The following is a 23972-nucleotide window of genomic DNA, read 5'->3' as shown; positions in this document are numbered from 1 at the left end:
AGAGGGATGCTGGAGTTCAACGATTGCGCACTGCACTATGGCGCCCTTCAATCGCACCCAAGCAGGAACCTTGAGCCATGCCCGACGATATCCATTATTACCAACCTGCCCTGGGCCATGGCCTGCCCCACGACCCGTTCAATGCCATCGTCGGCCCGCGCCCTATCGGCTGGATCTCTTCCCAGGACAGCACAGGTCGCCTGAACCTTGCGCCCTACAGTTTCTTCAACGCCTTCAACTACATTCCGCCGATCATCGGTTTCTCCAGCGTCGGGCGCAAAGACAGCCTGAACAATATCGAGCAGACCGGCGAGTTCGCCTGGAACCTGGCCACTCGGCCCCTGGCCGAGCAGATGAACCAGAGCTGCGCTGCCGTCCCCGCCGAGGTCGACGAGTTCGAACTGGCAGGGTTGACGCCGATCGCCTCGAAAATCATCAGCGTGCCCCGGGTCGCCGAGAGCCCGGTGTCCTTCGAGTGCAAGGTCACACAGATCATTCAGTTGCAACGGGCAGACAAGGCATTGGTGCCGAGTTGGCTGATTCTCGGCGAAGTGGTCGCCGTGCATATCGCCAAATGGCTGCTCAAGGATGGGATCTACGACACCGCCGCGGCAGAACCGATTCTGCGCGGCGGCGGGCCAGCGGATTATTTTCAGTTGGGGCCAGAGGCCTTGTTCAAGATGCACCGCCCCGGGGCGGTCAAGTAGCAGTTCGACTCAGTTGGTTTTCCAGCTCAATTCGCCGTCTTGATCGACGTCGCTCAGCTGTTCGAGTTGTTGCGCGGCAGCCTGGTCGGCGTCATGAGCGGTGTTGAATTTCTGCCCATCCAGGACTTTGTGAAAACGCGGAGCCCCTGAACCACCCAGGGCTTTGACGGCGATTGCGGCGCTGTAACCACCCTCCCCTGGAACCACAGCGGAAACTGCTTCGTAGTGTGCAAACTCTTTGCGTGCCATGTTGCTGATCCTGGCCAATGGAAAGTCGGCCATTCTAAACCGTCAGCTGGCCAGTTGGTGCAGCGGCGCGCGCTGCAGTTGCGCGTATTCGCCACAGGCCTCGAGTGCCGACACCGTGCTGAAGGTATGGAAATCCAGGCTATTGACCACCAGGTCCTGGACCAGCTCGGCAAAGATCGCCATCGCCGGCGAACTGAAATAGGCCGTCATCGTCTGCTGGCTGCTCCAGAAACCGGACACCATCCACAACTGCGCATCGCATTGCGAGCGCTGCAAGGCAAAGTGCAGGCAACCAGGCGCCTGGCGAGACGGTTCGATCAGGCTGCTCAAGCGTGCACCCAGCTCCGTGGAGCGCCCGGCCCGGGCATGGACAAAGGCGATGTGACTGACGGGAATATGCGTAGACATGTGCGACCCTCCCAGGGTGTTGTCGAGGCAGCCGTGGGACGGGCTGCAACAGGATCAACGATACGGGGGGCACAGCGCACGACGTTAGTCGATTTCTGCCGCTGATTTGCCCAATCCTGCGATAGCGTGGGCCACGGGCCGATGATTCCAACGCTATGCGACAAAAGAGCTACAACGGTGTTTCAAGCAAGTGAACCCGCAGGCTATCGGCTCCTCTTGTCTATCGCGCACGCAAGCAGCAGGATCAGGCAAGTATTGCGCAGGAATTGCCTAGCTGCCCTGCTTGCACAAACTTATGCTGTGCCGATCGATAACCCTCCGGAGGCTGCTCTATGTCATCACTGCAGAACTTGCAGGTGCCCCTGGCCCCGGAAATGGAAAGACAGCGCGCAGAACTGGCCGCGATCATCGAGCGCAACACCGTTACCGACGGCAGTCATGCCACGGCCATCGACGCGCTGTTCGTCTCGCGCCACAGCAGCTCCCACCAGTTCGCCCCGGTGCTGGCCCAGCCGGCGCTGTGCATCATGGCCCAGGGTCGCAAGGAAGTGCGCCTGGCCGATGAAACCTACAATTACGACCCGCTGAATTATCTGGTGGTCTCGGTGGCCGTGCCCCTGAGCGGCAAGGTGGCGATGGTGTCCCCCGAGGAGCCGATCCTGGCCTTGCGCCTGGACATCGATCCCGGCGAGATCAACGCACTGATTGCCGATGCCGGGCCGCTGGGAGTAGCGGCCAGGCCCACCGGACGCGGCCTGTATGTAGAGCATCTCGACCCGCCGATGCTCGATGCAGTGCTGCGCCTGACCCGCTTGCTGGATACTCCGAAAGACATCGCCATGCTCGCACCTCTGGTGCGCCGGGAGATTCTCTATCGCCTGCTGCGCAGCCCCCAGGGCCATCGCCTGTATGAGATTGCCACCACCAACAGCCAGAGCCACCGGGTCAACCAGGCGATCAAGTGGCTGAACCGTCACTTCGAGCAGTCATTGCGTATCGATGACCTGGCCCGGGAAGTGAACCTCAGCGTGTCGACCCTGCATCATCGCTTCAAGGCGATGACCGCCCTGAGCCCGTTGCAATACCAGAAGCAGCTGCGCCTGCAAGAGGCGCGGCGGCTGATGCTGGCCGAGGGCCTGGAGGCTTCGGCGGCGGGGTACCGGGTCGGCTATGAAAGCCCGTCGCAGTTCAGCCGCGAGTACAGCCGTTTGTTCGGCGCACCTCCCTTGCGAGACATGGCGCGCTTGCGGGTTGGCGGTTGATGCCTGGTGCGCCGTCTCCTACAGGGCGCGGATCACATGCTTGATTTCCTGGAACGCTTGTAGGCCCCACGGGCCCAGCTCGCGACCAATGCTGCTCTGCTTGTAGCCACCCCAGGCGGCCTGGGGAAAGATCACCTGAGGCGCGTTGATCCACACCAGGCCGGCCTGCAGGGCGTTGGCAACCCGCTCGGCATTATCGACGTCCGCCCCCACCACGCTGGCCACCAGTCCGAACTCGCTGTCATTGGCCAGCTCGATGGCTTGCTGCTCGCTGGTAAAACTGCGCACGCACAGCACCGGGCCAAAGATTTCTTCGCACCACAAGGCACTGTCCAACGGCACCTCGGTGAACACCGTGGGCCGAATGAAATACCCCTGTTGCAAACCGGCCGGACGAGCGCCACCGCAGACTAGCTTGGCGCCGACACTCAAACCCTGGTCGATATGCGCCAGCACCCGCTGGTATTGCAGCCGGTTTACCAGTGCGCCCATTTCCACCTCGGGCTCGAACGGATCGGCCACCCGAATGCCTTCGGCCCGGGCCTTGAGACGCAGAAGAAACTCATCGGCCAACTCGTCAGCCACCAGCACCCGGCTGGTGGCGGAACACATCTGCCCGGCATTGAAGAAACCGCCGCCACAGGCCAGCTCCACCGCCAGATCCAGATCGGCGTCGGCCAGCACCAGCAAGGCGGATTTGCCGCCCAGCTCCAGGCTCACGCCCTTGATGGTTTCCGCTGCCCGCTGCATGACTTGCACCCCCACCGCATTACTGCCGGTGAAGGAAATCTTCGCCACTCGCGGGTCCGCCGCCAACGGTGCGCCCACCGCCAGCCCCGTGCCACAGACCAGATTGAACACGCCCTTGGGCAAGCCGCTTTCGGCAATGATTGCCGCGAGCTCCAGCTCCGGCAGCGGTGTGACCTCCGAGGGTTTGAGCACCACGCTGCAGCCCGCAGCCAGGGCTGGAGCGAGCTTCCAGGCGGTGGTGACCATAGGGAAGTTCCACGGCACGATCAGCCCGACGATGCCACAGGGCTCACGACGCAAGCGGGCGCTGAATGCCTCGCTGGGCAGGGCTACATTGGCGTCCTGAGCCGCGTCCAGGCCCTGCGCCAGCCCTGCGTAGTATTCGAAGGTGGCAATCACATCGTCCACATCCATGGCTGCCTCGAACTGGGGCTTGCCGTTGTTGCTCGACTGCAAATACATCAGTCGCTCCCGACGCTCGGCTACTCCGGCAGCGATCTTGCGCAATACCACGGCACGCTCGGCACCGCTGCTCTGCGACCAGCGCACGAGGCCAGCGGCAGCAGCATCCAAGGCCCGATCCACGGCCTCTGGGCCACCGCCCGCCACCTCGGCCAGGGGTGCCTCGGTGGCGGGGTTGATCACCTTCAGCCGTTCGTCACCTACCGACCATTGACCATCGATGTACAGCCCGTTCAGCAAGGACAGCGCGCTCATGCCTGTACTCCTTGGGTCCAGCGATTCTGGTCGATTTCAATCAGCGTTGGCCCCTGGCGATCCACTGCCATGCGCAGGGCCGCGCGTAGTTGTTCGACGTTGTCGATGCTCTGCGCGGCGCAGCCCAGGCCCTTGGCCACGGCGATGAAGTCCGGGGTGTAGATGTCGACGCCCACCGGCTCGATCGCGCGATTGAGCATGTACTTCTTGATCTCTTCGTAGCCCTGGTTATTCCACAACAGGACGATGATCGGCGTGCGTGCCTCCACCGCGCAGGCCAGCTCCGACAGGGTGAACTGCAAGCCACCGTCGCCGATCAGGCAGGCCACCGGCCGCCGCTGACTGGGCTGCGAACCGCCACCGAGCCAGGCGCCAATGGCGGCCGGCAGGGCATAACCCAGGGTGCCGTAGCCAGTGGAGGAGTTGAACCAGCGGCGCGGTTGCTCGGGGTTGAAGGTCAGGTTGCCGCTGTACACCGGCTGGGTGGAGTCGCCCACCAGGACGATTTCCGGCAGCTCTCCAACCACGGTTTCCAGAAACAGGGTCTGGGCCCGGGTCGGGGTATCCCAGAGGTCGTCGAGCTCACTGCGCAAGGCCGCGGCGCGGGCTTGCCCCCAATTGCTGCTGCGCGCTACCAGGGTTTGCCGGGACAGCTCGGCCAGCAGGGCATCGGCAGCCATTCTGGCGTCGGCCACCAGGGCCACTTTCGGCGGGTAATTGCGTACGGTCTGATCGGTATCGATGTCGATCCGCAACAAGCTCCCAGGGATTTCAAAGCCGCCGGCAAAGGTCACGTCGTAGTCGGTTTCCGCCAGCTCGGTGCCGATCGCCAGCACCACGTCGGCTTCCGCCACCAGGGCCCGGGTCGCCACCATCGACTGGGTGGAGCCGATCAACAACGGGTGTGCCGACGGCAACATGCCCTTGGCGTTGATGGTCAGCGCCACTGGGGCCTGCAGCAGCTCTGCCAAATGGATCAGCGGCGCCGCCGCGTCGATGGCGCCACCACCAGCGAGAATCAGCGGCCGCTTGGCTGTCGCCAACAGCTGGCTCATCTGCGCGACTGCCACCGGAGCGGCACCGGCGCGGGCGATGTTCACCGGCTCACAGGCCAGCAGGTGATCCGCCTCCTGGACCAATACATCTAGGGGGATCTCGATATGCACCGGACGTGGGCGACCCGCCTGGAACAGCGCGAAAGCCCGAGCCAGCACGCCCGGCAATTCATCGGCGCACATCAGAGTGTGAGAGAACGCCGCCACGCCACTGACCAGGGCGCCCTGGTTCGGTAACTCGTGGAGTTTGCCGCGCCCGCCGCCCAACTGGCTGCGGGACTGCACGCTGGAGATCACCAGCATGGGAATCGAGTCAGCGTAGGCCTGCCCCATGGCGGTGGTGATATTGGTCATCCCGGGACCGGTGATGATGAAACACACGCCGGGCTTGCCGCTGGTACGCGCGTAACCGTCAGCCATGAAGCCAGCGCCTTGCTCATGGCGCGGGGTGACATGGTTGATCGGCGAACGGGCCAGGCCGCGATACAGCTCGACGGTGTGCACCCCAGGAATGCCGAACACCTGCTCGACCCCATAACCTTCGAGTAACTTGACCAGTACTTCACCGCACGTCGCCATCTCATCGCCCTTTTTATTGGTTGGAAACCGGACGCCTGACCGCTGGCTTGAAAACGCCATCAGACACCGCAAGAGGGCTATTGGAACGGTGGGCCTGTAGCCGCAACAATGGATAAAAAGTCATACTAGCCATGTCCTCACGTCATGCCTTGGTTGTCCATGAAACGTCTGCCTCCCCTACCCGCGCTGCACACGTTCCTGGTCACCGCCCAGTGCTGCAATTTCACTCGCGCCGCCGAGCAGCTGCACATCACTCAAGGAGCGGTGAGCCGGCAGATCGCCGGGCTGGAAAGTCATCTGGGGTACCCACTCTTCGTGCGCCAGGCCCGAGGCCTGAGCCTCACTGCTGAAGGGCTGGAATGGCTGCCACGGGTGCAGCAGGTATTCGAGCTGATCAATCGTGCCGTGGATGAGATCGGCGGCCAGAGCCGCAACCTGCGCCTCAAGGCCCCGACCTGCGTGATGCGCTGGTTGCTGCCACGGCTGCTGCAATGGCAGAAGGAGCGCCCCGACGTGCCGGTGCAATTGACCACCACCATCCAGCACGGTGTGGATTTCAGCCGCGAGCCTTTCGACGCCGCCGTCATGTACGGCGCCCCTCCCGCACCCTCCCTTGGCTCGCTATACCTGTTCAATGAACAGCTGACGCCCGTCTGCTCGCGTCCCCTGCTGGAGGGCCCGGTGCCCCTCAAAAAACCGGCGGACCTGCATCAGCATCTGCTGCTGCACCCGTCCCATGATCAACGGGATTGGCAAACCTGGCTGAAAGCGGCGGGCACGCCACTGAATACCCTGGGCAAGGGCCAGCATTTCGAAACCCTGGACCTGGCGATGTCCGTGGCGTCCCAGGGGACCGGGGTGGCGATTGGCGATTGGGCGTTGATTGGCGACGACCTGAGTGCCGGGCGGCTGGTCATGCCTTTTGAATTGAAGGTGCCGACAGGACAGGCGTACTACCTGGTCTACCCGGAGCGTCCGGGGCCTGCGGCGCAACTGCAGGAGTTGCTTGACTGGCTGGTGGAGCAAGCGCAGCAGCGTTGAAAGGATCGACGCGCTACCGCGCGGCGTAGCGGGGCCTTGCACGTTACCGGGCAAGGCACCCGCTACAGGGTCATCAGTAACCGACAGTGAAGCGCTGGCGAACGTGGGCAGGCTTTTCCACTTCGTCGATCAGGGCAATGGCGTAGTCGGCGAAGGTGATCCAGCTGCGCCCTTCAGCGCTGACCAACAGATCGTCCTGACCCAGGCGGAAATGTCCGGTACGTTCACCTTCGACGAACTCCGCCGAAGGCGAGAGGAAGGTCCAGTCCAGATCCTGCTCCTTGCGCAAGGTGTCGAGGTAGACCCCACCGGCGCTGGCTTCGGCCTTGTACTCCGGCGGGAAGCCGGGGCTGTCGATGACCTTGCTACCACCGGGCAACAGCAGCGAACCGGCACCGCCCACCACTAGCAGGCGCTTGACCCCAGCCTTTTTCACCGGGTCGATGATAGCGCTGGCCGCGATGGTGGAGAAATGCGCAGCACTGATCACCACATCATGACCGGCCACCGCCGCTTGCAGAGCGGCACTGTCGGCCACATCAACATCACGGGTGAGCACACCGGCACGCTGGCCGATCTTCGCCGTGTTACGGGCGATGGCGGTGACGCTGTGACCGCGACGCAGGGCTTCTTCCAAGAGTTGGCTACCGGCACGGCCGGTGGCACCAATGATTGCAATCTTGCTCATGACAATTCTCCAGTTGGCTAAGAGAGTACAGAGGCGCCCGCTCCCGACTAGGGAGCGGGTCAAGCCGTTTTCACCACTTCATTTCGCCCTTGGCGACCTTGGCGCTCAGCTCCAGGGAGCTGTCCTCGCCCAGGTCCGGGTAACGCTTCTTCATGGCCGCAATCAGTTCTGCGGAATCCTTGGCCTTGGCGGTCTCTTCGTCGAAAGCCTTGATGTAGTCCGCAGTGAAATGCACCGGGGCCAGAGAGCGCGCGCTGTCACCGAGGAAGTGCCCAGGGATCACGGTCTTGGGTTGCAGGCCGTCGATGGTCTTCAGGGTGCTCAACCAGTCCTTATGGGATTGCGCAGTCTGGGTATCGGCCATCCATACATGGATGTTTTCCGCTACCACTACACCACCGACCACCGCCTTGATCGACGGGATCCAGACAAAGCTGCGGTCCGGCTGCTTGCCGTCCAAGCCGATAACCTCGAGCTTCTGCCCCTCCAGGGTCAAGCTGTGCCCATTGAGTACGCTTGGCACAATGGTCTTGGCCGGTACATCGGCACCCATTTTCGGGCCCCAGAAGGCGAGTTTGCCGTCTACGGTGGCCATGATGTGGTCGACCGTCGGCTGCGAGGCCACGACCTTGGCATCCGGGAAGGCAGTGGTCAGGGTGTCGAGGCCAAAGTAGTAGTCCGGATCACCATGGCTGATGTAGATGGTGGTCAGGTGTTTGCCGCTGGCGCGGATCTTGTCTACCAGTTGCTGGGCCTGGGATTTGCCGAACTGGGCATCCACCAGGATCGCGTCCTTCTTGCCGCTGACCAGCACCGAGGTCACCGGGAAAATTGCGTTGGCTCCCGGGTTGTAGACATCCAGTTTCAGGGTTGGCTCGGCGGCGGCCGCATGGGCGGCAAAACCCAGGGTGGCGGTGGCCAACAGCAGGCGTTTGAGTGAGGTGAATCCGATCATGAGGGTAGCTCCAGCATCTGTTGGCGTGGTTGGGGATGGACAAAGCTTAGTTGCCTGAGTCGTTACAAAAAATGCGATGCTTGAACATAGTTTGTTTCTGAAAGCGGGCAAATAATGGATCGTCTCCAAGCAATGCAGGTCTTCGTCACGGTTGTCGACCTGGGCAGCCAGTCGGCCGCTGCCGATCACCTGGACCTGTCGCGACCAGTGGTTTCACGTTATCTCGCGGAACTGGAAGACTGGGTCGGCGCCCGGCTGATGCACCGCACCACACGCAAGCTCAGCCTGACCGCTGCCGGTGGCGAGATTCTGCCCCGCTGCCGGCAGATGCTGGAGCTGTCGAACGACATGCATGCAGCGGTCGGCGAGCCGGATGATGCGCCCCGCGGGCTGCTGCGCATCAGCGTCAGCACCTCGTTCGGTCAATCACAGCTGGCCGATGCCATGGCCGACTACGTCAAGCGCCATCCGGGAGTCAGCGTCGACCTGCAAATGCTCGATCGCACGGTGAACCTGGTGGATGAACGTATCGATCTGGCAATCCGCACCAGCAATGACCTGGACCCGAATCTGATTGCCCGGCGCCTGACTGTATGCCGCTCAGTGATCTGCGCCTCCCCGGCGTACCTGCAAGAACACCCGGCACCACAGCGCGTGGAAGAGTTGAGCCGACACAACTGCCTGACCCACTCCTACTTCGGCAAGAGCCTGTGGCATTTCGAACAGGACGGTGAACAAGTGTCGGTGCCCGTGCAGGGCAACATCAGTGCCAACGAGGCCAGTACCTTGCTGCGCACTACCATGGCGGGTGCCGGCATCGCCATGCTGCCCAGCTATCAGGCCGGGGAGTACATCAAGCGCGGGGAGCTGGTGCGCCTGCTGAGCAACGCCGAACCGCGCAAGATGAACATGTACGCGGTCTATGCCTCACGCAAGCACATGCCGGCGACCTTGCGCAGCATGCTGGACTTCCTGGTACTCAGGTTTCCCCAGGAACCACGCTGGGACGAAGGTTTGTAGGTAGCCAGGAGCAGATAATTCCGACTCTCGATCCGTCTGCTGGATACCTTGCCACATCGGTCGGACAGCAGTCTGGCGAGCGCCCGCAACTGACCTATGCTGATAACAGTACCCACTTAAAATAAGCGGGTATTGGTTCAGAGGTCTTTGCCATGAACGTTAAAACAAGAAGGTACCTGGCCATTTTCATGACTTGCACCATGACCTTGGCGCTGTACGGTACCGCTGCTTATCGCGTTGAACAGGCCCGTATGCAGCCGCGTAACGACGCCAGTTGCAACCTGGAACACTGCATTCCCCACAACGCCACCCTGAACGCCCTCAGGTGAGTGACGGGGGGCCGGGGTCATTGGCCTGATCGGCCTTCAAGCGGTCCCGAAACACCTTGGGCGAGATCCCTACCCGGCGCCGGAACAGCCGGGTGAAGTTGGTGGGATCGGAAAACCCCAGGTTTGCGGAAATTTCGTAGATGGTCATTCCGGTGTAGGTCAGCAAGCGCTTGGCTTCCAGTAGCTGGCGCTCGTGGATGATCTGCAACGCCGGCTGCCCGGCCAGTTCGCGGCAGGTGCCGTTGAGGTGGGACACCGAGATCCCCAGCCTGTGGGCCAACTCCTCGACCTTCACATGCTCGCGGTAGTGGGTTTCTACCAACTGGATAAACCCGTTGAAGTATTCCCGTGCACGCTGTGGCCGCTGGCTGGCGCTGCTGCGCTGCAAGGCCTGGCGCCCCACCCAGACCACAATCATGCTGACCAGCGCATGCATGAGCATTTCACGAGCCGGTTGCTGCCCCTGGTACTCGTTCTGCAACGCGGCAAACAGCTCGTTCAAATACTCCACATCGCCCCGCGCCGAGTAACTGGCAGACTTCGACAAAGTATTTTCCGCCGCCCCCAACTGAGCTTGCAGATGGCCGACCAGCGGTGCCGCCAAAGTCACCACATAACCTTCGATATCTTCGGAAAAACGAAAGCCGTGGACCGACAACGGCGGCAGGACCTGGACCGCCGACTCGCCCAGCAGAGTCCGCTGGCCTTCGACCTCCAGTTGCGCCTGCCCCCGGCGTACAAACAACAATTGGCACAGATCGGCATGTCGATGGGGTTTGATTTCCCAGTGGTGCTCACGACTGCGCTGGCTGATGGGCTCGCAATGCAGCAGGTCGGGAGTGGGCCACTCCAGGCTTTCGCCATAGAGCTTGAACACGGGAATGGCAGCAAGGGCGGGCTTGTTGATCACTTCAGTCCAGGCCTCAGAGTGACGGACGATCATCGCACCAGTAAGCAAGGTGATCGGATATCCGCCGGGGTGTGTCGCTCAATTGACGGTTTCACCCAGGAAAAATGCAAGTATCGGCAACATCAATACCTAGGCATCCAGTTGCCTTCCAGGAAACCTGCGAAGATTTCGCAGTATACAAAATGCTTCCCATTACGACGTTAAACAAGCATCCAGGCCTGCTCATTCCCGGAACATCCCAAAGACATCCCACTCAGCAAATGCTTGGAAAAGCTTTGACGAAAAACCCTCGCGGACTTCCTTGCAAGACTATCTAGTAGGTACCTATCTAGTACACTGACAAGCATTCCCACCAACCTTGCCCCGGTGGGTCAATCACTGCCCGCAGGTTCTTTCGTGACTCACCTCCCACCGCCTGGCCCGCCAAAACCGGCCATTCGCAGCGTGCTGATCGCCCTGATGCTGGCAATCTTTCTCGGTGCCCTGGACCAGACCATCGTTGCCGTCTCCATGCCGGCCATTTCCGCCCAGTTCAAGGATATCGGCCTGCTGGCTTGGGTAATCTCCGGATACATGGTGGCGATGACCGTTGCCGTGCCTATCTACGGCAAGCTCGGCGACCTCTACGGCCGCCGCCGGCTGATGCTGTTCGGCATGGGCCTGTTCACCCTGGCCTCGTTGTTCTGCGGCCTGGCCCAGAACATGGAGCAACTGGTGCTGGCCCGGATTTTCCAGGGCATCGGTGCCGGCGGCATGATTTCGGTGAGCCAGGCAATCATTGGCGACATCGTTCCCCCTCGGGAGCGCGGCCGGTACCAAGGCTACTTCAGCAGCATGTACGCAGTAGCCAGCGTCGCCGGCCCCGTGCTTGGTGGTTACATGACCCAATTCCTGTCCTGGCGCTGGGTGTTCCTGATCAACCTGCCTCTGGGCCTGGGTGCCTGGTGGGTGGCCCATCGCACCCTGCGGGGGCTGCCGGTGCCGCAACGCAAACCGATCATCGACTACCTCGGTACCCTCCTGCTGATCATCGGCCTGAGCACTCTGTTACTGGGCATCACACAAGTGGGCCAGGGCCACTCATGGCGCAGCGCCGAGGTGCTTGACCTGCTGGCCATCGCGCTCATCGTCCTGGCGCTGTTTGTCTGGCATGAACGCCGGACCCGGGAGCCGCTACTGCCGATGCACCTGTTCGCCAACCGCAATGCGCTGCTGTGCTGGTGCACGATTTTCTTCACCAGCTTCCAGGCTATCTCGCTGATCGTGCTGATGCCCCTGCGCTTTCAAAGCATCACTGGGGCCGGAGCCGACAGCGCCGCCCTGCACCTGCTGCCGCTGGCCATTGGACTGCCCATAGGCGCCTACTGCGCCGGACGCATGACCTCGGTCACCGGACGCTACAAGCCGATGATCCTGGGCGGAGCGCTGCTGATGCCGGTATCGATCCTCGGCATGGCCTTGGTACCGCCCCAGACGGTGCTACTCAGCAGCCTGTTCATGCTGCTCTGCGGGATTGCTGGCGGCATGCAGTTTCCCACTTCGCTGGTGGGCACCCAAAACTCGGTGGAACAGCGAGATATCGGGGTTGCCACCAGCACCACCAACCTGTTCCGCGCCCTGGGTGGCGCGGTGGGCGTGGCACTGATGTCGGCACTGCTGCTGGCCTTGCTGCAAGACTCCAGCCTGGCGCATTTGAGCGGCGCCGGGTTGATGAGCGAAGGGCATTCCGGCAATGCCCTGCTGGAAGGCCTGAATGCTGCGCCTGGACCGGCACGAGAGGCCTTGCGGGCCCAATTGCTGCTGACCTTCCAGCACTTGCTGTTGGTCAGTGCCGGGGTTTCCCTGCTGGGACTGGTCGCAGCGATTGCCATGCCCAATCGTTTGCTGCGCGGTCGCGAAGACAAGGCTCGTTGATCGAGCTATTGGCTGGAACCCTGTAGCCGCTAGCGAAAGCTGCGACTACAGGGATAGATCCAGGTTCAGGACTCAATCAAGGGCTGTAATAGCCCACAGCAACCAGCAGATTCCCGACCTTGCGCAGATAGGCATGCTTGTCCTCGGTCTTCCCGGTCACCGGGTTCTTCCAGCGATAGTCGTACTCCCCCTGATCCTGCCGGGCCATGAGTGCCAGCATCGGCTCCCCGACCGGCTTGCCCTGGGGATCCTTGACCTTGCTGAAGTCGGTATTGAGCAACCGCAGGTTGGTGCCATGGGCCAGGTACCGCCCGCTGTCGAGATCCACCACAAACACATACAGGTCGTCTTCAAGAAACCCGCCCTGCAAGGCATTGATGGCCTTGAGCGTGCCGGGCTGATCCGAACTCAAGGCCGTGGCCGTCCGTTCCAGTAGCGCCTTGGCCTGTTCGGCGGATGCTCGAGGCAAGTAATAACCCACCGCCAGAATACGCTCGCCGATACGCTGGAAATACACGCGTTTGCGCTCGATCTTGCCATCGGCCCAGTTCTGCCAACGGTACTCGGCCTGCTGGATGCCATTGGCCTCGGGAGTCTTCAGCGCGTCCTTGAACGCCTTGCGCAGGTCCGGCCCGAGCACCTCGGACACATCGCGGCCAATCAACACCGACGAAGGGCCGCCACTGGCCAGCATCACGCCCCGGGTATCCACCACGAACACATAGCGATCATGGTCGACAAACTCGCCCTGGCGGCTGAAGGCGGCAAACGCCTTGTCACCCTGATCGTGGTAGTAACCCAGGGCTTTCTCCAGCAGCGCACGGGCTGCCGCGCCGTCATCAGCCACCGGCACGGCCGCCTGAAGCGAGCCGATGCACAACCATAACAGCCAGCCTATCCAGGTAATCTTGTGCTGCAGCCTCATAGCCCACTCCTCGTTCTTGTTGGCGCTTGAGGAGCGTAGATGGCTGCAGGGCATGAGTGAACATTCAGCAGGCGTTGGCTTACCAAAACCTTCCCACGCAGCGCGCGGGAAGGCTGAGCCCTTCAGGGACGGGTGTCGATCTGCTGTTGCAGGTTCTGGATCTGGCTTTGCAGCGTATTGATATTGCGGGTGACCTGGCCACGAAACGCATCGAACTCAGCAGTGCTGGCACCGTTCTGCGCTGCAGCGGGACGGTTATCCTGCTGGCTCTTGAGCACAATCATGTCCTGTTCCAGGCGTTCGATGGCGGCGCTCGGATTACCCTGTTTCTTCAGTGCTGCAAGGTCGGCGCTGAGGCTCTTGAGCTGGGCATCGACCTTGCCGCCATCGGCCTGGGCACTTTTCAGGCTGGCCAGTTCAGCGCTCAAGGCTTTCACCTGGGCCTGCAACTGTGTGCTGGCCGCCTGCTGTTCGGCGGTCTGCGCACTCATCTGCGCCAGGCGCTTGTCCAGATCCGTGGCCTGCCCCGCGACCCCCTGCTGCTGTCGGCCCTGGTCCTGCAAGCGGCTTTCCAGCTGTTTGATCTGCAGCTTCAACGCCTCGCTGTCCGTGGTGACATTGGTCTGGCTGGCCACCACCTTGCCGGAGATGTCCTGCAGTCGCCCTGCCGCCTCTTCACTGATCCTGGCGAAGCTTTCCTGGGTCGCTACCAACTGCTGCTCCATCAGCGAAATCTGCTGGAAGCTCCACCAGGCCAGGCCGATGAAGGCAAAGAACAAGGCACCGACCAGTGCCCACAAAGGGCCGGTGCTGGGGCCTTTGACCTTGACCACCGGTGTACTGCGCGAATGCACGGTGGTGCGCTCGCGGGCACCGCTGGTGGTGGGGAAGACATCGTCATCGAGGGGATCGGCGCGCAGACTTGGAACGTCATCGAAGTCATCGTGTGCATCGTTACGCATGGGGCAACCTTTCTGAACCGCAGTGATGGTTGAATGCGGCGAGTATAAACCGCTAATTCACCCGGCCAATGGACAGGACCGGGCAAACTCGGTTCCTTCTTTGATTTCAGCTGATGTCCTGAGCCTTCCACCAGCTGCAGAATTCATCCAGGGCAGCCCACAGACTGACTTTGGGCTCGTAGCCAAGGTAATGCCGGGCCCGGCTGATATCGAGGGTGAAGTTCTTGTTCATGACCTGCATCCCCAGGCGCGACAGGGTCGGTTCCGGACGTCCCGGCCAGAGCTTGCAGAAGCCCTCATTGAGCGCCGCCACACTGTAGGCCAGGCCAAAGGAGCGATAACGGGTGACTTGCGGCACCTGCATCTGGCGCATCACGTAGTTGACTACGTCCCACAGTGGTACCGGCGCCCCGTTACTGATGTTGTAGGCCTTGCCCAGGGCCGAACCGCTGGCGTGCAGGCTACTGAACAGAGCCTCGTTGAGGTTGTGCACGCTGGTGAAGTCGACTTTGTTCAAACCATTGCCAACGATGGCCAGGCGGCCCTTGCGCTGCATCTTCAACAGCCGCGGGAAAATGCTCATGTCACCGGCACCCGTGACGAATCGCGGGCGCAGTGCAATCACTTCAAGGCCAAACTCCTGGGCACCGAAGACCTTCTGCTCAGCCAGGTACTTGGTGGCCGCATAAGGGTGCTTGAAGCGCTTGGGCACCTGCTCTTCGGTCAGTCCCAGGTGATCACGGCCGTCGAAATAGATCGACGGCGAGGACAGATGCACCAGCCGCTGTACCCGTTGCTTGAGGCAGGCTTCGACCACGTTCTCGGTGACCATCACATTGCCTTGATGGAAGTCCTGATAACGCCCCCACAGGCCCACGGCACCGGCGCAATGCACCACGCTGTCGACATCGCGGCACAGTTCGCGCACCAGGCCGGCATCGCTCAAATCCCCCGGGACAAACTCGGCGCCACGGCGCACCAGGTGTTCCGTGGCTTCGGCGCGGCGTCCATTGACCCGCACCTCCAGGCCCTGCTCAAGGGCAAAACGGGCGAAGCGCCCGCCAATGAAGCCGCTTGCGCCGGTAACCAGAATTTTCATGAACGTTCCTAAAAAAAGCAGTGACGAGCGACACGCTACAAGCTGCAAGTTAAAAATCAGAGCGCAAGCTGTCTACCTGCAGCTTGTCGCTTGACGCTTATGGCTGCTCCCAGGGCACCAACCATTGTGCAGATAAACGTGCCAGGTGCTCGGTCAACAACCCCAGCAGTTGTCCGCCGTTGCGCCAATGATGCCAGTACAACGGCACATCGATGGGTTTATCGGGCAAAAGCTCCAACAACAGGCCCCGTTCCAGTTGCTCGCGGACCTGCAGTTCGGGCACCAGTCCCCAGCCGAGCCCCGCTTCGGTCAAGCGGATGAAACCCTCGGAAGAAGGGCACAGATGATGCTCGAAGCCACCATCGACTCCCAGAGACGCCAAGTAGCGATGCTGGAGGAAATCGTCAGGTCCGAACACCAGTGCCGGCGTTCGGGCCAATTGATCGGCGCGTACGCCTTGAGGGAAATGCCGGGCAATGAACGCCGGGCTGGCCAGGGCCCGGTAGCGCATGGCCCCCAGCAATACGCTGCGGGCACCGGCCACCGGACGCTCGCTGGCACATACACAAGCCGCCACTTCCCCGGCGCGCATGCGCTTGAGACCCACGGTCTGATCCTCTACCACCAGGTCCAGAAGCAAATGATGTTCGGCACAGAAGTCACTCACGGCTTCGGCCCACCAGGTAGCCAGGCTGTCGGCGTTGAGGGCAATGCGCAAGCGCTCCGGCAAACCCTCTTCGTCCAAAGCCGGCACCTGGCTTTGCAGATCCCGCTCCAGCAGGCGCACCTGCTGTACATGGTTGAGCAGGCGCCGGCCAATTTCAGTCGGCGCCGGCGGCGTCACCCGCACCAGTACCGGCTGCCCGACCCGGGCCTCCAGCAGTTTGATGCGCTGGGAAATCGCCGACTGCGACAGCCCCAGCACTTGGGCTGCCCGTTCAAACCCTGCCTGTTCGATCACCGCAGCCAATGCGGAGAGCAACTTGTAGTCGAACATCAGTTTTCCTAATGAGTGATCAGCACTATTGGTTTTTCTTATACAGCTCGAGACCGGAAAATAGCCAGCGTAAAGCGTCTGCAATGCTACTTCGCTCAAGGATTTTCTTCATGGCTGGTGAAACCTCCCTCGCAACCCTGCTGCGCAGCATGAGCCCGCAGCTCAACGACGGCGAGTATGTGTTCTGTTCCATCACTGAGCGCAGTTTGCTGCAGGACTGTGAGGTACTGGGCAGCTTTCATGAGCGCGAGGGCCTGACGGTGATAATCCAGCGCGAGCAGGCCGAACGCCTGGGGCTGAGCTTCGACTACGTGGCCGCCTGGATCACCCTCAACGTGCATTCGGCTCTGGAGGCCGTGGGCCTGACAGCGGCCTTTGCCGGCGCCCTGGGCCAGGCCGGGATCAGTTGCAACGTGATCGCCGGCTACTACCACGATCATCTGTTTGTCGGTCAGGCGGATGCCGGACGGGCCATGGCCGTGCTGCAACGACTGGCCGCCGGCGAGGAGCAATAATCATGTGGCAAAGCTATGTAAACGGTCTCTTGGTGGCCGCCGGCCTGATCATGGCGATCGGCACTCAGAACGCCTTCGTCCTGGCCCAGAGCCTGCGCCGTGAGCACCACCTGCCGGTGGCGGCGCTGTGCGTCATCTGCGATGCACTGCTGGTAGCCGCCGGCGTATTCGGCCTAGCCACCGTGCTCACCCAGAGCCCGACATTGCTAGCCGTGGCCCGCTGGGGTGGTGCCGCGTTCCTGATCTGGTACGGCGCCCAGGCATTGCGTCGGGCCTGCTCGAAACAAAGCCTGCAACAGGGCGACGGCCAGGCCGTGCGTTCACTGCGTGCAGTGATGCTCAGCGCCCTGGCAGTGACCCTGCTCAACCCCCATGTCTACCTGGACACGGTGCTGCTGATCGGCTCGCTGGGGGCACAACAGACCGAGCCCGGGGCCTACGTGATAGGGGCCGCCAGCGCTTCGTTGCTGTGGTTTTTCACCCTGGCCCTGGGCGCCGCCTGGCTGGCGCCGTGGCTGGCGCGTCCCAGTACCTGGAGGATTCTCGACCTGCTGGTAGCGGTGATGATGTTCAGCGTGGCATTGCAACTGATCAGCGCGGCGTGACTTATTCCAAAAGGCTCTGGAACCTCTATTCCACACAGTTGTTGCGTGGTTATGCCGCACCCCCGGTGCTATGATCCGAACCCTGCGCCGCAAAGAGTACAAACTCCCCGGCGCTTGTCTGGCCGCCCGTGATCGGCCTTGCGCTCACCGCAACTGACCTGATTAGGAGAATCATCATGGCTTTCGAATTGCCGCCGCTGCCCTATGCACACGACGCCCTGCAGCCGCACATTTCCAAGGAAACCCTGGAATACCACCACGACAAGCACCACAACACCTACGTCGTGAACCTGAACAACCTGGTGCCAGGCACCGAGTTCGAAGGCAAGACCCTGGAAGAGATCGTCAAAACCTCTTCGGGCGGTATCTTCAACAACGCCGCTCAGGTCTGGAACCACACTTTCTACTGGAACTGCCTGGCGCCAAACGCCGGCGGTCAACCTACCGGCGCACTGGCTGAGGCTATCAACGCCGCTTTCGGTTCGTTCGACAAGTTCAAAGAAGAATTCACCAAGACTTCCGTTGGCACCTTCGGTTCCGGCTGGGGCTGGCTGGTGAAAAAGGCTGACGGTTCCCTGGCTCTGGCCAGCACCATCGGCGCCGGCAACCCGCTGACCAGTGGCGACACCCCGCTGCTGACCTGCGACGTCTGGGAACACGCCTACTACATCGACTACCGCAACGTTCGTCCCAAGTACGTCGAAGCGTTCTGGAACCTGGTCAACTGGAAATTCGTGGCTGAGCAGTTCGAAGGCAAGAACTTCGTCGCTTAAGTCCGTTTGCAGTGCAAAGAACCCGGCCTGGCCGGGTTTTTTTTGCCTTTGACAAAGCCGGGATCTTGTCCCGCCGAACTGACGCGCTAAGATTCATTGCAGTTAAAAATCATCGCCGCCCCTCAAGTTGCAAGGCGTCGCTACCGACACACTACCCACAGCTAGAGCAATCCTGAATCTGATCACCCGGGCCTGGCCCGCAGACGTCCTGTTCTCGGCACTAATGTCACTTTGACGGCCATCACGGGATTGCCAATACTCATGGCAACTTGACGCTACACGCACGGAACAAGGAATAACCCTTTGAAGCTGGAACTCAAAAACAGCTTGTCGGTGAAGTTGCTCCGGGTTGTGCTGCTGTCGGCACTGATAGTGGGCGTGGTCCTGAGCTGCGCACAGATAGTCTTCGATGCCTACAAGACTCAGCAGGCGGTCGCTAACGATGCCCAACGCATTCTCGACATGTTTCGCGACCCATCGACACAGGCGGTCTACAGCCTCGACCGGGAAATGGGCATGCAGGTCATCGAAGGCCTGTTCCAGGACGATGCGGTGCGCATGGCTTCAATCGGCCACCCCAACGAAACCATGCTCGCGGAAAAGTCCCGCGACCTGCAGAAATCTTCCAGTCGCTGGCTGACCGACCCGATCCTCGGCCAGGAACGGACCTTCACTACCCAATTGGTCGGTCGCGGGCCCTATAGCGAGTATTACGGCGACCTGAGCATCACCCTCGACACTGCCACCTATGGCCAAGGCTTCATTGTCAGCTCGGTGATCATCTTCATTTCAGGGGTCCTGCGCGCCCTGGCCATGGGCCTGGTGCTGTACCTGGTCTATCACTGGCTACTGACCAAACCGCTGTCGCGGATTATCGAGCACCTGACCAACATCAACCCCGACCGCCCCAGCGAACACCAACTGCCGCTGCTCAAGGGCCACGAAAAGAACGAACTGGGGATCTGGATCAACACCGCCAACCAATTGCTGGCGTCCATCGAACGCAATACCCACCTGCGCCACGAAGCAGAAAACAGCCTGTTGCGCATGGCCCAATACGACTTCCTCACCGGCTTGCCGAACCGCCAGCAGTTGCAACAACAACTGGACAAGATCCTGGTGGACGCTGGGCGCCTGCAACGCCGAGTGGCGGTGCTCTGCGTCGGCCTGGATGACTTCAAGGGTATCAACGAACAGTTCAGCTACCAGACCGGCGATCAACTGCTGCTAGCCCTGGCTGATCGCCTGCGCGGCCACAGCGGCCGCCTCGGTGCCCTGGCACGCCTGGGAGGCGATCAGTTCGCCCTGGTCCAGGCCGACATCGAACAACCGTATGAAGCTGCGGAACTGGCGCAGAGCATTCTTGATGACCTGGAAGCCACCTTCGCCCTCGATCTCCAGGAAATCCGCCTGCGTGCCACCATCGGCATCACCCTATTTCCGGAAGACGGCGACAGCACCGAAAAACTCCTGCAAAAAGCCGAACAGACCATGACCCTGGCCAAGAGCCGGTCACGCAACCGTTATCAGTTCTACATCGCCAGCGTCGACAGCGAGATGCGTCGTCGCCGAGAGCTGGAAAAGGACCTACGCGATGCCCTGGCCCGGGATCAGTTCTTTCTCGTCTATCAACCGCAGATCAGCTATCGCGACCACCGGGTGGTCGGCGTCGAAGCACTGATCCGCTGGCAACACCCGGAACACGGCCTGGTGCCGCCGGACCTGTTCATTCCGCTGGCGGAGCAGAACGGCACCATCATCGCCATCGGCGAGTGGGTGCTGGACCAAGCCTGCCGCCAACTGCGCGAATGGCACGACATGGGCTTCAGCGACCTGCGCATGGCGGTCAACCTGTCCACGGTACAGCTGCACCACGCTGAACTGCCGCGGGTGGTCAACAACCTGCTGCAGATCTATCGCCTGCCGCCCCGCAGCCTGGAACTGGAAGTCACCGAAACCGGCCTGATGGAAGACATCAGTACCGCGGCCCAACACCTGCTGAGTCTGCGACGCTCCGGCGCGTTGATCGCCATCGACGACTTCGGCACCGGCTACTCGTCCCTGAGTTACCTGAAGAGTCTGCCTCTGGACAAGATCAAGATCGACAAGAGCTTCGTCCAGGACCTGCTGGATGATGATGACGATGCAACCATCGTCCGCGCCATCATCCAGCTGGGCAAAAGCCTGGGCATGCAAGTGATCGCCGAGGGCGTGGAAACCCCTGAGCAAGAGGCCTATATCATCTCCGAAGGCTGCCATGAAGGTCAGGGCTATCACTACAGCAAACCTTTGCCGGCACGGGAATTGAGCGCTTATCTGAAACAGGCGCAGCGCAGCAACGCGGCGATCCTTTGAAAAAGGCATTGCGCTGGCCGCCTTGACTCAGCGCAATCGCCTGTTGAACAAGAAATATTTACCGGCACAAGCCTTTACACATAATGCAAATCTTTCGCATTATGTCGCAGCTTTTACGCGCCCCCGCGCCGTCCACCCCCCTCTCGAAGCAGGATGTTCGCCATGATTCGTATGCCTCTGGCTACCGCCAGTCTGTTGGCCATCGCTATTTCCCTCGCCGGCTGTGGCGAAGGCAAAGACGACAAGGCTACCGCTCAAGCGCCGACCCCGGCCACCAGCTCCGCCACCCCAGCGACTGATGCTGCCGGCAAGCTCGACGAGGCTGCCGCCAAGGCCGTGGTGGCGCATTACGCCGACATGGTGTTTGCCGTCTACAGCGATTCCGAATCCACTGCCAAGACCCTGCAAAGCGCCATCGATGCCTTCCTCGCCAAGCCCAACGACGAGACCCTGAACGCCGCCAAGGCTGCCTGGGTTGCCGCTCGCGTGCCATACCTGCAGAGCGAAGTGTTCCGCTTCGGCAACACCATCATCGATGACTGGGAAGGCCAGGTGAACGCCTGGCCGCTGGACGAGGGTCTGATCGACTACGTCGACAAGAGCTACGAACACGCATTGGGCAACCCCGGCGCCACCGCCAACATCATCGCCAACACCGAGATCCAGGTCGGCGAAGACAAGATCGACGTGAAAGACATCACCCCGGAAAAACTCGCCAGCCTCAATGAGCTGGGCGGGGCCGAGGCCAACGTCGCCACCGGCTACCACGCCATCGAATTCCTGCTCTGGGGCCAAGACCTCAACGGCACCGGCCCTGGCGCCGGCGCACGCCCGGCCTCCGACTACCTGGAAGGTGCCGGTGCCACTGGTGGCCACAACGATCGTCGCCGTGCCTACCTGAAAGCCGTGACCCAGCTGCTGGTCAACGACCTGGAAGAGATGGTCGGCAACTGGAAACCGGACGTGGCCGACAACTACCGCGCCACCCTGGAAGCCGAACCGGCCGAAACCGGCCTGCGCAAGATGCTGTTCGGCATGGGCAGCCTGTCCCTGGGCGAGCTGGCCGGCGAGCGGATGAAGGTGTCCCTGGAAGCCAACTCCCCGGAAGACGAGCAGGACTGCTTCAGCGACAACACCCACAACTCGCACTTCTACGACGCCAAGGGCATCCGCAACGTCTACCTGGGCGAGTACACCCGTACCGACGGCAGCAAGATGAGCGGCGCCAGCCTGTCGTCCCTGGTGGCCAAGGCCGATCCGGCCGCCGACGCTGCCCTGAAAGCCGATCTGGCGGCTACCGAAGCCAAGATCCAGGTCATGGTCGACCACGCCAAAAAGGGTGAGCACTACGACCAACTGATCGCTGCAGGCAACGAATCCGGCAACCAGATCGTGCGCGACGCCATCGCCGCCCTGGTCAAGCAGACCGGTTCGATCGAGCAGGCCGCAGGCAAGCTGGGCATCAGCGACCTGAACCCGGACAACGCCGATCACGAATTCTGATCAGCCTTGCACCCAGCAGAAAGGCGACCTTCGGGTCGCCTTTTTTGTGCCTGCTGCGTGCCCTCGCCATGGCCAAGGAGTGTGCGTTGCCTTTGCAGCGCAGCCCCCGGCGAGCTTGTCCTGGGTCAAACCAAACGATAATTCCTCTTATTCAATCCAGGCTGCCCTGTTAGACTTTGCACCCTTGTTTTGCTCGTCTTGCAGGATGTCCGATGCCCTCGTTGCCGCTTCGCTGGTCCGCTCTGTTCATGGCCCTGGGCCTGAGTGCCTGCGATGACGCTCCGCGCTTTACCCAGGCCGAACCTGGAGAAGCCCGCGCCGGCGGTACGACAACCGTCAACAAGACGGATCGCAATGCCTTTTCCCTGCCCTCGGCCAACCTCGCGCCCACCCGACGCCTGGATTTCAGTGTTGGCAACAGCTTCTTCCGTAGCCCCTGGGTGATCGCGCCCTCCACCACCACCGCTCGTGATGGCCTGGGCCCGCTGTTCAATACCAACGCCTGCCAGAACTGCCACATCAAGGATGGTCGCGGGCATCCACCCACGGCGCAGGCCCTGAACGCTGTCTCGATGCTGGTGCGCCTGTCGATCCCCAATGACCCAGCCTACGCCAAGCTCATCGAGCAAGTCGGCGTCCTGCCGGAACCGGTATACGGCGGCCAGTTGCAGGACATGGCCATTCCCGGGGTCGCCCCTGAAGGCCGGGTGCGGGTGAGCTACGACCCGGTGCCGGTACGTTTCAAGGACGGCACCCTGGTGGAGTTGCGTAAACCGAAACTGCAGATCACCGACCTGGGCTACGGCCCGATGCACCCGGACACGCTATTCTCGGCCCGGGTCGCGCCACCGATGATTGGCCTCGGACTGCTCGAAGCCATTCCCGAAGAGGCGATCCTGGCCAACGCCCAGCCTGGCACCGGCACAAAAAACGCCATTGCCGGACGACCCAACTGGGTCTGGGATGATGCGCAACAGAAGACCGTGCTCGGGCGCTTTGGCTGGAAAGCCGGGCAACCCAACCTCAATCAACAAAATGTTCACGCGTTTTCTGGTGATATGGGCCTGACCACCAGCCTGAGACCCTTCGATGACTGCACCGATGCCCAGAACGCCTGCAAGCAGGCCCCCAATGGCAATGGCCCGGACGGCGAAGCGGAAGTCAGCGACAACATCCTGCGCCTGGTGCTGTTCTACACCCGCAACCTCGCAGTGCCGGCACGCCGTGACGTCAGTTCGTCGCCAGTCCTGGCCGGCAAGAACCTGTTCTTCCAGGCCGGTTGCCAGTCCTGCCACACCCCACGTTTTACCACTGCGGCCAATGCCGCGGAACCCGAACTGGCCAACCAAGTGATACGCCCTTACAGCGACCTGCTGCTGCATGACATGGGTGAAGGCCTGGCCGACCACCGCGCCGAGTTCAAGGCCAGTGGTCGTGATTGGCGCACTGCGCCTCTGTGGGGCATCGGCCTGACCGAAACGGTCAGCGGTCACACTCAGTTCCTCCATGACGGTCGCGCCCGCAATCTGATGGAAGCCGTGCTGTGGCATGGCGGCGAGGCCGAGGGTGCGAAACAACAGGTACTGGCCTTCAATGCCGAACAGCGCGCTGCGTTGCTGGCATTTCTGAATTCTCTATAACGCTCGACTCATTT

General features: G+C 61.6%; 23 protein-coding genes. 12 read left to right on the top strand and 11 right to left on the bottom strand.

The genetic code is table 11. The features are described from left to right. Positions 1 to 77 precede the first annotated feature (77 nt). Entirely contained in the window at positions 78 to 707 is a 630-nt protein-coding gene (locus GV818_RS09435; RefSeq protein ID WP_161756187.1) for a flavin reductase family protein, read from the top strand. 9 nt (positions 708 to 716) lie between these two features. Here the strand turns inward: GV818_RS09435 and GV818_RS09430 are convergent, their stop codons facing one another. Both GV818_RS09430 and GV818_RS09425 read right to left on the bottom strand, forming a co-directional pair. Then, positions 717 to 989 carry a hypothetical protein gene (locus GV818_RS09430; RefSeq protein WP_161756188.1) on the bottom strand — a complete coding sequence of 91 codons (273 nt, stop codon included), beginning with the start codon at positions 987 to 989 and terminating at the stop codon, positions 717 to 719. Positions 990 to 998: 9 nt separating this feature from the next. Then, entirely contained in the window at positions 999 to 1364 is a 366-nt protein-coding gene (locus GV818_RS09425) for a putative quinol monooxygenase (protein ID WP_161756189.1), read from the bottom strand. 332 nt (positions 1365 to 1696) lie between these two features. Between GV818_RS09425 and GV818_RS09420 the strand changes: the two genes are divergently transcribed. Then, the gene (locus GV818_RS09420) at positions 1697 to 2626 is read left to right on the top strand and encodes an AraC family transcriptional regulator (RefSeq protein WP_161756190.1); all 930 of its coding nucleotides are present in this window, start codon (positions 1697 to 1699) and stop codon (positions 2624 to 2626) included. Positions 2627 to 2644: 18 nt separating this feature from the next. Here GV818_RS09420 and GV818_RS09415 read toward each other — a convergent pair whose 3' ends face one another. After that, the gene (locus tag GV818_RS09415; RefSeq protein WP_161776413.1) at positions 2645 to 4093 is read right to left on the bottom strand and encodes an aldehyde dehydrogenase family protein; all 1449 of its coding nucleotides are present in this window, start codon (positions 4091 to 4093) and stop codon (positions 2645 to 2647) included. Then, on the bottom strand, positions 4090 to 5727 hold the full coding sequence (locus tag GV818_RS09410; RefSeq protein ID WP_161776412.1) for a 5-guanidino-2-oxopentanoate decarboxylase: 1638 nt from the start codon (positions 5725 to 5727) through the stop codon (positions 4090 to 4092). Before GV818_RS09410 ends, GV818_RS09415 begins: the two co-directional genes overlap by 4 nt. Before the next feature lie 159 nt (positions 5728 to 5886). Here GV818_RS09410 and GV818_RS09405 point away from each other — a divergent pair, with 159 nt between their 5' ends. After that, complete coding sequence (locus GV818_RS09405) at positions 5887 to 6768, top strand: LysR substrate-binding domain-containing protein (protein ID WP_161776411.1); 882 nt, start codon at positions 5887 to 5889, stop codon at positions 6766 to 6768. A 73-nt stretch (positions 6769 to 6841) separates the two neighbouring features. On the opposite strand, the gene GV818_RS09400 is transcribed toward GV818_RS09405, so the two are convergent. Together GV818_RS09400 and GV818_RS09395 are read right to left on the bottom strand one after the other, a co-directional pair. Then, positions 6842 to 7456: an NAD(P)-dependent oxidoreductase gene (locus tag GV818_RS09400; protein ID WP_161776410.1), complete on the bottom strand. Its 615-nt coding sequence runs from the start codon at positions 7454 to 7456 to the stop codon at positions 6842 to 6844. A gap of 70 nt (positions 7457 to 7526) precedes the next feature. Further along, positions 7527 to 8411, bottom strand: a complete 885-nt coding sequence (locus tag GV818_RS09395) for an MBL fold metallo-hydrolase (protein WP_161776409.1) — start codon at positions 8409 to 8411, stop codon at positions 7527 to 7529. Positions 8412 to 8525: 114 nt separating this feature from the next. Here GV818_RS09395 and GV818_RS09390 point away from each other — a divergent pair, with 114 nt between their 5' ends. Both GV818_RS09390 and GV818_RS34095 read left to right on the top strand, forming a co-directional pair. Next, positions 8526 to 9431: a LysR family transcriptional regulator gene (locus GV818_RS09390; protein WP_161758389.1), complete on the top strand. Its 906-nt coding sequence runs from the start codon at positions 8526 to 8528 to the stop codon at positions 9429 to 9431. Between the two features lie 152 nt (positions 9432 to 9583). Then, the gene (locus tag GV818_RS34095) at positions 9584 to 9760 is read left to right on the top strand and encodes a hypothetical protein (protein WP_178124819.1); all 177 of its coding nucleotides are present in this window, start codon (positions 9584 to 9586) and stop codon (positions 9758 to 9760) included. Here GV818_RS34095 and GV818_RS09385 read toward each other — a convergent pair. After that, a complete protein-coding gene (locus GV818_RS09385) occupies positions 9753 to 10667 on the bottom strand; it encodes a helix-turn-helix domain-containing protein (protein WP_161776433.1) in 915 nt (304 codons plus the stop codon). The two genes, GV818_RS34095 and GV818_RS09385, sit on opposite strands and share 8 nt — an antisense overlap. 462 nt (positions 10668 to 11129) lie before the next feature. On the opposite strand from GV818_RS09385, the gene GV818_RS09380 reads away from it, so the two are divergent. Beyond that, positions 11130 to 12584: an MDR family MFS transporter gene (locus GV818_RS09380; RefSeq protein ID WP_372242085.1), complete on the top strand. Its 1455-nt coding sequence runs from the start codon at positions 11130 to 11132 to the stop codon at positions 12582 to 12584. A gap of 76 nt (positions 12585 to 12660) precedes the next feature. Here GV818_RS09380 and GV818_RS09375 read toward each other — a convergent pair whose 3' ends face one another. The 4 genes from GV818_RS09375 to GV818_RS09360 all read right to left on the bottom strand — a co-directional run bounded on the left by GV818_RS09375 (position 12661) and on the right by GV818_RS09360 (position 16567). Continuing rightward, positions 12661 to 13509 (bottom strand): cache domain-containing protein, encoded by an 849-nt coding sequence (locus tag GV818_RS09375; protein ID WP_161758387.1) that lies wholly within the window; start codon positions 13507 to 13509, stop codon positions 12661 to 12663. 122 nt (positions 13510 to 13631) lie between these two features. Continuing rightward, a complete protein-coding gene (locus GV818_RS09370; RefSeq protein ID WP_161776407.1) occupies positions 13632 to 14471 on the bottom strand; it encodes an ATPase in 840 nt (279 codons plus the stop codon). Positions 14472 to 14577: 106 nt separating this feature from the next. Continuing rightward, positions 14578 to 15570, bottom strand: coding sequence for an NAD-dependent epimerase/dehydratase family protein (locus GV818_RS09365; protein ID WP_161776406.1), 993 nt, complete (start codon positions 15568 to 15570; stop codon positions 14578 to 14580). Positions 15571 to 15667: 97 nt separating this feature from the next. After that, positions 15668 to 16567 (bottom strand): LysR family transcriptional regulator ArgP, encoded by a 900-nt coding sequence (locus tag GV818_RS09360; RefSeq protein ID WP_161776405.1) that lies wholly within the window; start codon positions 16565 to 16567, stop codon positions 15668 to 15670. Between the two features lie 110 nt (positions 16568 to 16677). On the opposite strand from GV818_RS09360, the gene GV818_RS09355 reads away from it, so the two are divergent. From GV818_RS09355 to GV818_RS09330, 6 genes are all read left to right on the top strand, one after another. After that, positions 16678 to 17082, top strand: a complete 405-nt coding sequence (locus tag GV818_RS09355) for an ACT domain-containing protein (RefSeq protein ID WP_161776404.1) — start codon at positions 16678 to 16680, stop codon at positions 17080 to 17082. A gap of 2 nt (positions 17083 to 17084) precedes the next feature. Further along, positions 17085 to 17687 carry a LysE/ArgO family amino acid transporter gene (locus GV818_RS09350; protein WP_161758382.1) on the top strand — a complete coding sequence of 201 codons (603 nt, stop codon included), beginning with the start codon at positions 17085 to 17087 and terminating at the stop codon, positions 17685 to 17687. Between the two features lie 176 nt (positions 17688 to 17863). Continuing rightward, positions 17864 to 18460, top strand: a complete 597-nt coding sequence (locus tag GV818_RS09345) for a superoxide dismutase (protein WP_011063080.1) — start codon at positions 17864 to 17866, stop codon at positions 18458 to 18460. A 303-nt stretch (positions 18461 to 18763) separates the two neighbouring features. Further along, positions 18764 to 20815 (top strand): putative bifunctional diguanylate cyclase/phosphodiesterase, encoded by a 2052-nt coding sequence (locus tag GV818_RS09340; protein WP_161758381.1) that lies wholly within the window; start codon positions 18764 to 18766, stop codon positions 20813 to 20815. A gap of 162 nt (positions 20816 to 20977) precedes the next feature. Beyond that, positions 20978 to 22318, top strand: coding sequence for an imelysin family protein (locus GV818_RS09335; protein ID WP_161758380.1), 1341 nt, complete (start codon positions 20978 to 20980; stop codon positions 22316 to 22318). 212 nt (positions 22319 to 22530) lie between these two features. After that, complete coding sequence (locus tag GV818_RS09330; protein ID WP_161776403.1) at positions 22531 to 23958, top strand: di-heme oxidoredictase family protein; 1428 nt, start codon at positions 22531 to 22533, stop codon at positions 23956 to 23958. Positions 23959 to 23972 lie beyond the last annotated feature (14 nt).

It is taken from the genome of Pseudomonas sp. Fl4BN1 (assembly GCF_009908285.1).
Classification (GTDB): Bacteria; Pseudomonadota; Gammaproteobacteria; order Pseudomonadales; family Pseudomonadaceae; genus Aquipseudomonas.
The sequence above is the reverse complement of the archived record's forward strand: the minus strand, read 5'-3'. Positions and strand labels throughout refer to the sequence as shown.

What these genes read in the sequence shown, in the direction of transcription:
- GV818_RS09435 (WP_161756187.1), top strand. Translation starts at nt 78, where the DNA reads ATGCCCGACGATATCCATTATTACCAACCTGCCCTGGGCCATGGCCTG.
- GV818_RS09430 (WP_161756188.1), bottom strand. Translation starts at nt 989, where the DNA reads ATGGCCGACTTTCCATTGGCCAGGATCAGCAACATGGCACGCAAAGAG.
- GV818_RS09425 (WP_161756189.1), bottom strand. Translation starts at nt 1,364, where the DNA reads ATGTCTACGCATATTCCCGTCAGTCACATCGCCTTTGTCCATGCCCGG.
- GV818_RS09420 (WP_161756190.1), top strand. Translation starts at nt 1,697, where the DNA reads ATGTCATCACTGCAGAACTTGCAGGTGCCCCTGGCCCCGGAAATGGAA.
- GV818_RS09415 (WP_161776413.1), bottom strand. Translation starts at nt 4,093, where the DNA reads ATGAGCGCGCTGTCCTTGCTGAACGGGCTGTACATCGATGGTCAATGG.
- GV818_RS09410 (WP_161776412.1), bottom strand. Translation starts at nt 5,727, where the DNA reads ATGGCGACGTGCGGTGAAGTACTGGTCAAGTTACTCGAAGGTTATGGG.
- GV818_RS09405 (WP_161776411.1), top strand. Translation starts at nt 5,887, where the DNA reads ATGAAACGTCTGCCTCCCCTACCCGCGCTGCACACGTTCCTGGTCACC.
- GV818_RS09400 (WP_161776410.1), bottom strand. Translation starts at nt 7,456, where the DNA reads ATGAGCAAGATTGCAATCATTGGTGCCACCGGCCGTGCCGGTAGCCAA.
- GV818_RS09395 (WP_161776409.1), bottom strand. Translation starts at nt 8,411, where the DNA reads ATGATCGGATTCACCTCACTCAAACGCCTGCTGTTGGCCACCGCCACC.
- GV818_RS09390 (WP_161758389.1), top strand. Translation starts at nt 8,526, where the DNA reads ATGGATCGTCTCCAAGCAATGCAGGTCTTCGTCACGGTTGTCGACCTG.
- GV818_RS34095 (WP_178124819.1), top strand. Translation starts at nt 9,584, where the DNA reads ATGAACGTTAAAACAAGAAGGTACCTGGCCATTTTCATGACTTGCACC.
- GV818_RS09380 (WP_372242085.1), top strand. Translation starts at nt 11,130, where the DNA reads ATGCTGGCAATCTTTCTCGGTGCCCTGGACCAGACCATCGTTGCCGTC.
- GV818_RS09375 (WP_161758387.1), bottom strand. Translation starts at nt 13,509, where the DNA reads ATGAGGCTGCAGCACAAGATTACCTGGATAGGCTGGCTGTTATGGTTG.
- GV818_RS09370 (WP_161776407.1), bottom strand. Translation starts at nt 14,471, where the DNA reads ATGCGTAACGATGCACACGATGACTTCGATGACGTTCCAAGTCTGCGC.
- GV818_RS09365 (WP_161776406.1), bottom strand. Translation starts at nt 15,570, where the DNA reads ATGAAAATTCTGGTTACCGGCGCAAGCGGCTTCATTGGCGGGCGCTTC.
- GV818_RS09360 (WP_161776405.1), bottom strand. Translation starts at nt 16,567, where the DNA reads ATGTTCGACTACAAGTTGCTCTCCGCATTGGCTGCGGTGATCGAACAG.
- GV818_RS09355 (WP_161776404.1), top strand. Translation starts at nt 16,678, where the DNA reads ATGGCTGGTGAAACCTCCCTCGCAACCCTGCTGCGCAGCATGAGCCCG.
- GV818_RS09350 (WP_161758382.1), top strand. Translation starts at nt 17,085, where the DNA reads ATGTGGCAAAGCTATGTAAACGGTCTCTTGGTGGCCGCCGGCCTGATC.
- GV818_RS09345 (WP_011063080.1), top strand. Translation starts at nt 17,864, where the DNA reads ATGGCTTTCGAATTGCCGCCGCTGCCCTATGCACACGACGCCCTGCAG.
- GV818_RS09335 (WP_161758380.1), top strand. Translation starts at nt 20,978, where the DNA reads ATGATTCGTATGCCTCTGGCTACCGCCAGTCTGTTGGCCATCGCTATT.
- GV818_RS09330 (WP_161776403.1), top strand. Translation starts at nt 22,531, where the DNA reads ATGCCCTCGTTGCCGCTTCGCTGGTCCGCTCTGTTCATGGCCCTGGGC.